This is a genomic window from Olleya sp. NP1-10 (genome assembly GCF_055804415.1).
The window spans coordinates 2,089,471-2,097,500 of sequence record NZ_CM147840.1 but is presented as its reverse complement, the minus strand read 5'-3'; the positions used below and the strand labels follow the sequence as shown (position 1 = coordinate 2,097,500).

Sequence of the window (8,030 nt, the reverse complement as noted above, 5' to 3'; positions counted from 1 at the left end):
CGCCATGGTATGCCGTTACCACACCATCTAGCTAATAGGACGCATAGTCATCTCTTACCGTAACCTTTAATGTTATCTTGATGCCAAGTCAACATACTATAAGATATTAATCCAAATTTCTCTGGGCTATCCCTTAGTAAGAGGTAGATTCTATACGCGTTACGCACCCGTTCGCCGGTCGTCATCTTTAGCAAGCTAAAATGTTACCCCTCGACTTGCATGTGTTAAGCCTGCCGCTAGCGTTCATCCTGAGCCAGGATCAAACTCTTCATCGTTAAATTTTTAAGTGTTTCCACTAATATGCTTAACAATTAAAGCTGTTTAAAAATACTCAAAATGGTTTATTCTCTTGTTTGAATTAAATCGTTTCCAATTTAGTTCTTACGCTGTCAATTCAATATGTTTATGAACTTTTCTGTATCTCTTAAGATGTTATTTCCTTAAGCGGGTGCAAATATAATTCGCTTTTTTTAATCCCACAAGTTTTAAATGAAAAAATATTTTTTTATTTTAAAACTCTCAATAACTACTTTAGAACGTTTTCCTGAAACTAAATAACTTTTAATAGGTTACGTCGTTTTCGGGGTGCAAATATACAACCCTTTTCCATTCTACCAACACTTATTTTAATCTTTTTTTTAATTTAATTTTAATATTGCTTTTTAACAGCTTGTAATCAGTTGATTATCTCTTGAGATTTTATTGTGTTTTTTTAATGTTGTTCTTTGATTATATGTCAGTGTTTGGCTACTTTGAAATTGTGTTTATTGATTGTCAACGCGTTAGGGATAGAACGGTCTGTTTGAGCTCTTTTTTTATATTCCAATCTTTATTACATAGGATTATACTTTTAGCATGAAAACAAACTTTTAATCTAGCCGTTTACTTTAATAAAAAAAGCGAGTAGTGATAGCCCGACCCTTGGGGAACGCCTTAATTGGTCTAAATATTAAAAATTATTGTGTAATACTTATATGTAGTATTGCTAGTCTATTAATATCATATTATATTTGTGACTTAATTTTGATATTGATGATAAAAATAACTTTACCCGATGGTAGTGTAAAATCCTTTGAACAAGGGAGCACTCCGATGGATGTCGCTAAGAGTATTAGTGAGGGATTGGCTAGAAATATTATTTCGGCAAGTTTTAATGGTTTAACGGTTGAAACCTCGACCGAATTAACCACTGATGGATCTCTTGTACTTTATTCTTGGAAAAACGACGAAGGGAAAAAAGCTTTTTGGCATAGTTCTGCTCATGTTTTAGCTCAAGCTATTGAGGAGTTATACCCTAAAAGCAAATTAACAATTGGTCCTGCTATTGATAATGGTTTTTATTACGATGTTGATTTTGGTGATACATCTATTAGTGATAAAGATTTTAAGGCCATTGAAAATAAAATGTTAGAGATTGCTAGAGGTAAACATGAGTTTGCTATGCGATCTGTATCTAAAGCTGATGCTTTGTCATTATATAAGGACAATGAATATAAAACTGAATTAATTGAAAACCTTGAGGATGGCACGATAACGTTTTGTGATCATTCAACATTTACAGATTTATGTCGTGGTGGACACATACCAAATACTGGGATTATTAAAGCTGTCAAGATTTTATCTGTTGCAGGAGCTTACTGGAGAGGTGATGAAAACAAGCCACAATTAACTAGGGTATATGGTACATCTTTCCCTAAACAAAAAGAATTAACAGAATATCTTGCGTTATTGGAGGAAGCAAAAAAACGTGATCACAGAAAACTGGGTAAAGAACTTGAACTTTTTACTTTTTCTCAAAGAGTAGGTCAAGGTTTACCTTTATGGTTACCAAAAGGAGCTGCTTTAAGAGAGCGTTTAGAAAACTTTTTAAAAGAGGCTCAGAAAAAAGCAGGATATGAAATGGTTGTTACACCACATATTGGACAAAAGGAACTTTATGAAACTTCTGGTCATTATGCTAAATATGGTGAAGACAGTTTCCAACCGATTACCACTCCTAAAGATGGTGAGGAGTTTTTATTAAAACCCATGAACTGTCCACACCACTGTGAAATTTATAACAGTGCACAATGGTCTTATAAAGATTTACCAAAACGTTTTGCAGAATTTGGTACAGTATATAGATATGAACAAAGTGGAGAATTACACGGTTTAACAAGAGTTAGAGGTTTTACTCAGGATGATGCACACATATTTTGCACACCTGACCAACTAGATACTGAGTTTAAAAATGTTATAGATTTAGTATTATATGTGTTTGGATCTTTAGGTTTTGAAAACTTTACCGCTCAAGTCTCTTTACGCGATCCGGAAAAGCCAGAGAAATATATAGGAAGTGTTGAAAACTGGGAAAAAGCAGAACAAGCCATAATAAATGCTGCTAAAGACAAAAATTTAAATTATGTTATAGAAACTGGCGAAGCTGCTTTTTATGGTCCTAAATTAGATTTTATGGTAAAAGATGCTTTAGGTAGACAATGGCAATTAGGTACTATTCAGGTAGATTATAATTTACCAGAACGTTTTGACCTTACTTATAAAGGAAGTGATAATGAGTCACACAGACCAGTGATGATACATCGTGCTCCTTTTGGAAGTCTTGAACGTTTTATAGCAATTTTATTAGAACATACAGGTGGTAATTTTCCACTTTGGTTAATGCCAAATCAAGTTTCTGTGTTAACTCTTAGCGAGAAATACGAGAAATACGGAGAAAAAGTTTTAACTTTGCTAGAAAATCACGAAATTCGCGCAATTGTAGACAACCGTAGTGAAACTATTGGTAAGAAGATAAGAGAAGCCGAAATGAGTAAAACACCTTATATGATTATCATAGGTGAGCAAGAAGAAGCAGAAAACAAAATATCTGTAAGACAACATGGTGGAGAAGATTTAGGCACGATTAGTGTAGATGAATTTGCAGAAATTGTCAAAACAGAAATAAATAAGACGAAAAAACAATTTTAAAATAAAGTTTAACTAAAATATATAAGTCATAGCAATACGTAGAAAAAGATCAAGAGGTCCAGCAAGAATCATTAAGGAAGATCAACACAACATTAATGGGAAGATTAGAGCAGAAAAAGTGCGTCTAGTTGGAGATAATGTTGAAGTAGGAATTTATACCGCAAAACAAGCCAGAGAATTTGCCCGAGAGCAAGAACTTGATTTGGTAGAAATTTCGCCTAAAGCCGATCCACCTGTATGTAAAATAATGGATTACAAGAAGTTTCTTTACGAACAAAAGAAGCGGGAAAAAGCATTAAAATCTAAGGCTACAAAAGTTGTTATCAAAGAAATTCGATTTGGTCCACAAACAGACGACCATGATTACGAGTTTAAAAAGAAACACGCCGAAAAATTCTTAAAAGAAGGAGCAAAGCTAAAAGCCTTTGTTTTCTTTAAGGGAAGATCAATAGTGTTTAAAGAGCAAGGACAAATATTATTATTACGTTTAGCTCAAGATTTGGAAGAATTTGGAAAAGTAGAACAAATGCCAAGACTTGAAGGAAAACGTATGACAATGTTTATTGCTCCTAAAAAGTAAATAGATACTGAAAAGATCAGTACTAAAATATTATAAGCGAAATAATAAAACTAGGAAACAAAATGCCTAAAATGAAAACTAAATCTAGTGCTAAGAAGCGTTTCAAGCTAACTGGTACTGGTAAGATTAAAAGAAAGCACGCGTTTAAGAGTCACATCTTAACAAAGAAGTCTAAAAAACGTAAGCTTGCTCTAACGCACAGTGCATTAGTACACAAAGCGGATGAGAACAATATTAAAGTAATGATGCGTTTAAAGTAACATTACCTTAATTGGTTACAAATTATTTATAAACCCTGGAGTTAGGCAAACTAAGATTTACAAAAAGTGTTAATTATATTAACCGCCTACTACAAAAAAACAATTTAAATTATGCCTAGATCAGTAAATTCTGTTGCCAAAAGAGCCAGAAGAAAAAAGGTGCTTAAACAAGCAAAAGGTTACTTTGGACGTCGTAAAAACGTTTGGACAGTAGCAAAAAATGCGGTTGATAAAGCGATGCAATATTCGTACAGAGACCGTAGAAATAAAAAGAGAACTTTCCGTGCATTATGGATCACGCGTATTAACGCAGGAGCTAGATTACATGGAATGTCATACTCACAATTTATGGGAAAAGTAAAAGCTAACAATATCGAATTAAACCGTAAGGTTTTAGCTGATTTAGCAATGAACAACCCAGATGCTTTTGAAGCAATTGTGAATAAAGTAAAATAAAAGGCATTTTGCCATTTGTATAACAATACTTCGCTTATAACATAGAAAATCCGATTCTTAATTGAATCGGATTTTTTTATGCTTTTTAAATATAACTTAACTATTAAAATTACTCTAAATCAAACAATAGATTTAGTTTTACAGTATTATAAAAATATTTATGAAATTAAACCAAGTTAAATTAATTGTTTCAGATCTAGATGGTACTTTATTAAATTCTAATCACGAAGTTAGTACTGAGTTTTTTGAGCTATTTAAAATTTTGAAAGCAAACAATATATTATTTGTCGCAGCTAGTGGACGACCTTATTATAGTATGATTGATAAACTTGGTGCTATAAAAGATGATATAATAATTGTTTCTGAAAATGGTGGTTTAGCTATAAAACAAGATGACTTATTTATATCTAATACACTAGAAACAGAAAACTTAATAACTATTGCTAATATAGTTGAAGGTATACCTGATGCTCATCCTGTATTTTGTACACAAAACAAGGCATACGTGGTCAGCAAATCTGATAAATTGATGAATTTGTTAAGTGAATATTATACTAACTATCAATTTATTGATGATGTTAGTCAAATTGAAGAAGATGTATATAAGATAGCTTTATATCATGAAAAAAGCAGTGAGCAATATATTTATCCAGAAGTTAAACATCTTGAAGCTGATTTTAAAGTAAAAGTATCTGCTAACCATTGGGTAGATATTTCTGAAAATATAGCTAATAAGGGATATGCTATCAATTATATACAAAAGTTATATAATATTGCTCCAGAACAAACCATGGTTTTTGGAGATTACAACAATGATTTGGAAATGTTAAAACTGGGTCATTTTAGTTATGCTATGGAAAATGCACATCCTAATGTAAAAGCAGTTGCAAACTACTTAACAAAAAGTAACAACGATAATGGTGTAGAAGTTATAATTAAACAACTTATTGAAAGTTTAAAACAACCTATTTGTTAATTGAGAATAGGTTAAGCTCTTCCTCCTTTCCTCTTAAAGCTATATTACCAATAGACTCTAATTTATATTTATTAAGATTTAATTGTTGTAACAAATACTCTGATATTAAAAGGTTTTGATTGTACTTATTACATTCACCTTGTATTCTAGCAGATGTATTAATCACATCTCCATGATAAGCAATTTCTTTTTTAATAGTTCCAACTTCTGTAACTATTAGTGTTCCGCCATGTAATCCAGCTTTAAACTTGGGTAGTAATCCAAACTTTTTTAAATAGAGCTTTTCTTTTTTTGCTAATTTATCCTGAAATTTATAAAACAATTCAACACAATTATTCTGTTTTATTCCCTTATCAAATGTCCAACTAATGACAGCTTCATCACCAACATATTGATAAATGTTAGCATTAAAATTATTTAATACTGTGTTTAGATCATAAAAACATTCTTGAATTAATTGACTGTATTTTAGGTGACCTAATTGTTCGGCTATTGTTGTAGAGCCTTGCAAATCTAAAAACATAAAAATACGACGCTCTTCTCTTGGTCTTTTATATTTACCTATCAATTGATTGAATAAAACACCATGACCAAAATTTTCTTTTGCTATTTTTAGAAAAGAAAATATTAATGAGCATATAATAAAATAGACTACAATAAGCCAAAACACTTTATTTTGAATCCACCAAGCGAGTTCATTTGGAAGGTCTCTGTCTATTTGAACTTCAATTAAACCCACTACAAAACTTGTTAACAGTATTAATAAAACTAAATAGACAATTGATTTAAATAATATTAATAATCCTGTTGAAAATTTATTTAGTAATAATTTATCAGAGATAAACTCTATTATTCCATAAAAAAACCCAACAACAGCACCAACTAAAACGCTAAAGTGTAACCATTCTGTTATTGGTATAACTTCGTCATAATTACTAACAAATGCCTTCCCTCCTTCTGTTCCTATTTCGAAATAACGAATAGTAATGAAAAGACAGAATGATAATATCCAAAAGATTATAGTTACTATTTGTAATTTGAAGAATTCTATTATTGCTTGTTTCAAGATAGAGTTTTTAAAGTGCTATTTCGTCTATTGCTGTTTTAAATTCTGACCAACTTATTAATTGGTCTCCATCTACATCATAACCTTCTATCAATTTTGAAGCGACTATACCTCTAATAAAACCACTTATTTCTGCTTCTTGTAAGAGGTTTTTAATTTCTGCTTTTGATAGTTTTTTGTCACCATTCTCATCAAAAAAATCGAATGCATTTTTTGGTGACTGAAAGTGATTGGTTATTAGTATTTCTATTTTTTTAAGTATATCTGCTTTTGTTGACATTAACTATAAGTTTTAGGTATTATTGGCTTAATATTTTTAAACTAAACGTTGGCGTATTTTGCGTTAAGGATGGAAAGGTTTGTTTGAGCTCCTCGCAGAGAGCGAGCCTTGACAGCCTGACCATTGTGGTAACGCCCAAAAATTAAGTTTTTTGTTTTTTCTTTTTTGCTGCTGGAAATAATACATTATTTAAGATTAATCTGTAACCTGGTGATGTTGGATGTAACTCAAGTTCGGTTTTGGGATCTCCAACTTGGTGTGTATAATCTTCTGGATCGTGTCCTCCGTAAAAAGTAAAGAAACCTTTTCCTTTAATTCCGTGTATGTATTTTGCTTCTCCATTGGTTCTATTTTCACCCATGACCAGAACATTGGACTTTATTTGTTCTCTTGTAAATGAGGTTGTTTGTCCCATAAAACCTTTAACCAAAGCGGTATGATTTTGACATAACATAGTTGGTATTGGATCCCATTTTGCAGAGAAATCCATAAGAGAGAAATAATCAGTTTCTTTTGGAATTTTGCGTTTCATGGTCATGTCTATACTAGAAAACTCATAAACTACTGGACTGCGCTCTAAAGTGTAATCTTTAAAAGCAAAGGTTTGAGAAAAATCTATTTTTGATTGGTAATTATTATCGCTTCCGTCACCATCAAACATGGGTTCGCAAATGTCTAATAATTGAGCTGAAAGTGCGATATCAAAACTCTCCGTCGCACTACACATGGCAAACATAAATCCACCACCAACAACATAATCTCTAATTTTTAGTGACACGTCTCGTTTTTCTTCAGAAACTTTTTTGTAACCTAATTTTGTTGCTAAAGCTTCAGCGTCTTGTTTTTCTTGAATGTACCATGCTGCTTGACGATAACGAACATAAAATTTACCGTATTGACCTGTAAAATCTTCGTGATGTAAGTGTAACCAATCGTATAATAAAAGTTCATCTTTTAAGACTTCTTCATCATAGATTGTTTCGTAAGGGATTTCGGCATAGCTTAAAACCATAGTTACTGCGTCATCCCAAGGTAATTTACCTTTTGGTGTATAAACAGCAATTTTTGGTGCTTTTTCTAAAACTACTGCTTCCATATTTTTACTTGGACTAGCAATCTCTTGAAGAATTTGTTGTGTTTTAGTGTCTGAAATGACCTCAAAACTTACACCTCTAATTTGACATTCGCGTTGTATTTCTGGACTATCAGGAACTAAAAAAGAACCACCTCTATAATTTAATAACCATTTAACTTTAAGATTTTTATTTAACGTCCAATAGGTTATTCCGTAAGCTTTTAAATGATTTTTTTGCGTCTCTGCATCCATTGGAATTAGGATGTAAGATGCAAATATTTGATTTACAAATAGAAACAGGATTATAAATACTGTTAATTTTTTCATTTAAAAAGTGATTTAATAAGTATGAAAGATACTTAAAAATGTT

General features: G+C 31.5%; 8 protein-coding genes and 1 rRNA gene (1 of these 9 running past the window's edge). 5 read left to right on the top strand and 4 right to left on the bottom strand.

Annotated elements, in window-relative coordinates:
• Window positions 1-275, bottom strand: a 16S ribosomal RNA gene (locus AC0L4B_RS09690) (it extends 1,245 nt beyond the left edge of the window).
• 757 nt (window positions 276-1,032) lie between these two features.
• Here AC0L4B_RS09690 and thrS point away from each other — a divergent pair.
• From thrS to AC0L4B_RS09665, 5 genes are all read left to right on the top strand, one after another.
• Window positions 1,033-2,967: a threonine--tRNA ligase gene (gene thrS / locus AC0L4B_RS09685; protein WP_473436737.1), complete on the top strand. Its 1,935-nt coding sequence runs from the start codon at window positions 1,033-1,035 to the stop codon at window positions 2,965-2,967.
• 70 nt (window positions 2,968-3,037) lie between these two features.
• Window positions 3,038-3,547 (top strand): translation initiation factor IF-3, encoded by a 510-nt coding sequence (infC, locus tag AC0L4B_RS09680; protein WP_261975673.1) that lies wholly within the window; start codon window positions 3,038-3,040, stop codon window positions 3,545-3,547.
• 62 nt (window positions 3,548-3,609) lie between these two features.
• Entirely contained in the window at window positions 3,610-3,807 is a 198-nt protein-coding gene (gene rpmI / locus AC0L4B_RS09675; RefSeq protein WP_028289873.1) for a 50S ribosomal protein L35, read from the top strand.
• A gap of 111 nt (window positions 3,808-3,918) precedes the next feature.
• On the top strand, window positions 3,919-4,263 hold the full coding sequence (rplT, locus tag AC0L4B_RS09670) for a 50S ribosomal protein L20 (protein ID WP_028289874.1): 345 nt from the start codon (window positions 3,919-3,921) through the stop codon (window positions 4,261-4,263).
• Between the two features lie 160 nt (window positions 4,264-4,423).
• Window positions 4,424-5,239, top strand: a complete 816-nt coding sequence (locus AC0L4B_RS09665) for an HAD family hydrolase (protein WP_473436736.1) — start codon at window positions 4,424-4,426, stop codon at window positions 5,237-5,239.
• Here AC0L4B_RS09665 and AC0L4B_RS09660 read toward each other — a convergent pair.
• From AC0L4B_RS09660 to AC0L4B_RS09650, 3 genes are all read right to left on the bottom strand, one after another.
• Complete coding sequence (locus AC0L4B_RS09660; RefSeq protein WP_473436735.1) at window positions 5,229-6,305, bottom strand: adenylate/guanylate cyclase domain-containing protein; 1,077 nt, start codon at window positions 6,303-6,305, stop codon at window positions 5,229-5,231. The two genes, AC0L4B_RS09665 and AC0L4B_RS09660, sit on opposite strands and share 11 nt — an antisense overlap.
• Window positions 6,306-6,315: 10 nt before the next feature.
• Entirely contained in the window at window positions 6,316-6,585 is a 270-nt protein-coding gene (locus AC0L4B_RS09655; RefSeq protein WP_473436734.1) for an EF-hand domain-containing protein, read from the bottom strand.
• A gap of 142 nt (window positions 6,586-6,727) precedes the next feature.
• Window positions 6,728-7,912, bottom strand: a complete 1,185-nt coding sequence (locus AC0L4B_RS09650; RefSeq protein ID WP_473439426.1) for an asparagine synthetase B — start codon at window positions 7,910-7,912, stop codon at window positions 6,728-6,730.
• Window positions 7,913-8,030: the final 118 nt, after the last annotated feature.

Bases quoted from the DNA above. Each gene is read 5' to 3' on its own strand.
- thrS (WP_473436737.1), top strand. From the start codon at position 1,033: ATGATAAAAATAACTTTACCCGATGGTAGTGTAAAATCCTTTGAACAA.
- rpmI (WP_028289873.1), top strand. From the start codon at position 3,610: ATGCCTAAAATGAAAACTAAATCTAGTGCTAAGAAGCGTTTCAAGCTA.
- rplT (WP_028289874.1), top strand. From the start codon at position 3,919: ATGCCTAGATCAGTAAATTCTGTTGCCAAAAGAGCCAGAAGAAAAAAG.
- AC0L4B_RS09665 (WP_473436736.1), top strand. From the start codon at position 4,424: ATGAAATTAAACCAAGTTAAATTAATTGTTTCAGATCTAGATGGTACT.
- AC0L4B_RS09655 (WP_473436734.1), bottom strand. From the start codon at position 6,585: ATGTCAACAAAAGCAGATATACTTAAAAAAATAGAAATACTAATAACC.
- AC0L4B_RS09650 (WP_473439426.1), bottom strand. From the start codon at position 7,912: ATGGATGCAGAGACGCAAAAAAATCATTTAAAAGCTTACGGAATAACC.